Source organism: uncultured Nocardioides sp., from assembly GCF_902805925.1.
Classification (GTDB): Bacteria; Actinomycetota; Actinomycetes; order Propionibacteriales; family Nocardioidaceae; genus Nocardioides.
Map to the genome: position 1 here is coordinate 1 of NZ_CADCUP010000014.1, position 3,122 is coordinate 3,122.

3 protein-coding genes are annotated in these 3,122 nt (G+C 73.7%); all 3 read left to right on the forward strand.

Translation table 11 applies throughout. The annotated features are described in order from the left end of the window. Window positions 1-585: DUF6049 family protein (locus tag QZX64_RS00835; RefSeq protein WP_295656175.1), on the forward strand; the 585-nt coding region annotated here is incomplete at its 5' end. After that, complete coding sequence (gene murJ / locus QZX64_RS00840) at window positions 582-2,246, forward strand: murein biosynthesis integral membrane protein MurJ (protein ID WP_295656177.1); 1,665 nt, start codon at window positions 582-584, stop codon at window positions 2,244-2,246. The genes QZX64_RS00835 and murJ, both read left to right, overlap by 4 nt. Before the next feature lie 52 nt (window positions 2,247-2,298). Continuing rightward, window positions 2,299-3,122, forward strand: an 824-nt coding sequence (locus tag QZX64_RS00845) for a protein kinase family protein (protein ID WP_295656179.1), incomplete at its 3' end; no start/stop codon positions are given.

Genomic DNA, 3,122 nt, shown 5'->3' on the forward strand with positions numbered 1-3,122 from the left:
TACGCCTCCCGCCGCGACCCGGTCGCCGCGCGACTCGTCACCGGTCGCTCCACGCGCGGCATCTCCGACGTGCTCGGCATGGTCACCATCGACGGCCCGACGGCCGTCACGCTGTCCAGCGACCAGGGCCCCCTGGGCGCCACGGTGTCCAACGAGCTCGCCGAGGCGGTCGTCGTGCGCGTCGTCGCGATCACCGACGGAGGCATCGAGCTCGAGGGCCCGCAGTCGATCACCCTCGCCCCGCAGTCGCGGCGGCGGATCCTGCTCGACGCGACCGCCAGCCGGCAGGGCATCCACACCGTCACCCTGCGGGTCACCGACGCCGACGGCGCGCCGCTCGGCTCCGCCTCGACCTTCAGAGTGCGGACCGCCCAGGTGAGCCAGGTCATCTGGCTGATCATGGGCCTGGGGGCGGCCATCCTCTTCGGTGCCATCGGCCTCCGGCTCGTGCGCCGCCTGCGCGGCCGGCCGGCCGGGCACCCCACCGAGGGTGGGGCAGCCACCGCAGCCACCGGGGCCACCGTGGCGACCGGTCACCACGACCAGCCGGCGCCCGGGGCGAGGCAGGAGTCCAGCACCGCATGAGCCGCGCTGCCACACCACCGGGCACCACCGACTCCCGCATCCTCTCCGCCAGCGCGGTGATGGCCGCCGGCACGACCGTCTCGCGGCTCTCGGGCTACGTGCGGTCGGCGCTGCTGGTGGCGGCGCTGGGCACCTCGCTCCACGCCGACGTGTTCACCATCGCCAACACGGTGCCGAACATGCTCTACATCCTGCTGGCGGGCGGCGTCTTCAACGCGGTGCTGGTCCCCCAGCTGGTGCGCTCGATGAAGGAGGACCCCGACGGCGGGGAGGCCTACACCAACCGCGTCATCACCCTGGCCGCGCTGTTCCTCGGCGTGGTGACCGTCGTGCTGGTGCTCGCCGCGCCGTTCGTGATGTCGGTGCTGCTCGACTCCTCCTGGTCCGACCCCGCGCTCGCCGAGCAGCGGGACTCCGCCATCGACTTCGCGCGCTACTGCCTGCCGCAGGTCTTCTTCTACGGCATGTTCGTGCTGGTCGGCCAGGTGCTCAACGCCCGCGGCCGCTTCGGACCGATGATGTGGGCGCCGATCGCCAACAACGTGATCGCCGTCGGCGTGCTGCTGGTCTACCTGCTGGCCTTCGGCCCGGCCGAGGGCGTCGAGAGGTCCGGACCCTTCACCGGGGGCCGGGAGCTCCTGCTCGGCCTGGGCTCCACCGTCGGCATCGTCGCCCAGCTGCTGATCCTGCTGCCCTACCTGCGCCGCGCCGGCTTCACCTACCGGCCGCGTTTCGACTTCCGCGGCACGGGCCTGGGACACACCCTGCGCCTGGGCACCTGGACGGTGCTCTTCGTCATCGTGAACCAGGTGGCCTACACCGTCGTCGTACGGCTGGCCTCCGGCGGCCCGGCCGAGTCGACCGACGGCACCGGCTACACGATCTACTCCAGCTCGTTCCTGCTGGTGATGGTGCCGCACGCCATCCTCACGGTCTCGCTGGCCACCGCGATCCTGCCGCGGCTCTCCGCCCACGCCCGCGACCACGAGTACGCCGACGTGGCCGGCGTCCTGGCCTCCACCCTGCGCACCGCGCTCGCGGTCGTGCTGCCGTTCGCCGCGCTGCTGCCGGTCGTCGCGCCCGAGCTGGCCACGGTCGTCTTCGGCTACGGCGCGGGCGCCGCCGACGTGGAGAGCTTCGTGCCGACGCTGTCGTTGCTCGGCATCGGCCTGGTCGTCTTCACCGTGCACTACCTGATGCTGCGCGGCTTCTACTCCCTGGAGCAGACCCGCACCGTCTTCCTCATCCAGTGCGCGGTCTCCGCGGTCAACGTCCTCGCCGCCGTGGTGCTCGTGCGGGCGACCAGCCCCGCCGACACCGCACCCGCCCTCACGCTGGCCTACGCCGCGGCGTACGTCGTGGGCGCGGCGCTGAGCTACGGCGTGCTGCGCGGGCGTCTCGGCGGCCTGCACACGCCGACGCTCGTGCGGTTCCTGGTGCGGATGGTGCTCGCGGTCACGGCGTCGACCGGCGCCGCGCTCGCCGTCGCCGTGCTCCTGCCCGGCTGGGGCGAGGAACCCTCCCGGCTGCTGGCCCTGGCCCGGGGCGCCGCCATCGGCCTCGTCGACCTCGGTGTGCTGCTCTTGGCCGCCCGCGTGCTTCGCCTGCGTGAGATCACCTCGGTGGTGGACACTGTCCGGGGGCGGCTGTCCAGGACCTGAGGTCGCCTACGATGAGCCACCAGGGTCCGACGGCGAGGGAGGGGCACGATCCATGCCGGGGTCGATCCGCGCGGGAGATGTGCTGGCGCAGCGCTACCGCCTCGACGACCTGTTGAGCGAGAGCGGCGAGGGTCGCTTCTGGCACGCCCACGACACCGTGCTGAGCCGGTCGGTCGCGGTGCACATCATCGCGAACGGCGACGAGCGTGCCCCCGGCCTCCTCGAGGCCGCGCGCAGCTCCGCCGCCCTGGTCGACCGCCGCATCCTGCGGGTGCTGGACGCCCGCGACTCCGGCGAGGTCGTCTACGTCGTCAACGAGTGGGGCTCGGGGGAGTCCCTCGACATCACCGTGGCCAGCACCGGCCCGATGACGCCGCGCGACGCTGCCTGGCTGGTCTCGGAGGTGGCCGACACGATCGCCCGCGCCCACGCGGCCGGGCTGGCGCACGGCCGCCTGACCCCCGAGAACGTGCTCGTCGACCACAACGGCGAGGTCCGCATCATCGGGTTCGGCGTCGACGCGGCCCTGCACGGACTGCCGCCCGGCCGCCTCGACGCCGACGTCCACGACCTCGCCGGGCTCCTGTACGCCGCGATGACCGGCCGCTGGGCCGGCACCGCGGCCTCGGCGGTGCCCGCCGCCCCGCACGAGCACGGCAGCCTGCTCCGCCCACGCCGGGTGCGGGCCGGCATCCCGCGGGTCCTCGACGGGATCTGCGACGGGGTGCTCACCCCGGACTCCCCCGCCCACGCCACCAAGGCGGTCGCCTCGGCCCGCACCGACCACGACCTCTCCACCGCCCGCGGCATCGCCGACGCGCTGGCGGAGTTCGTCGGCGACGTACCCCCGCGCGAGACCGGCCACGGCGCGCTGGA

Excerpts from the sequence above, each read along its gene's own strand:
- murJ (WP_295656177.1), top strand. The coding sequence starts at position 582 with ATGAGCCGCGCTGCCACACCACCGGGCACCACCGACTCCCGCATCCTC.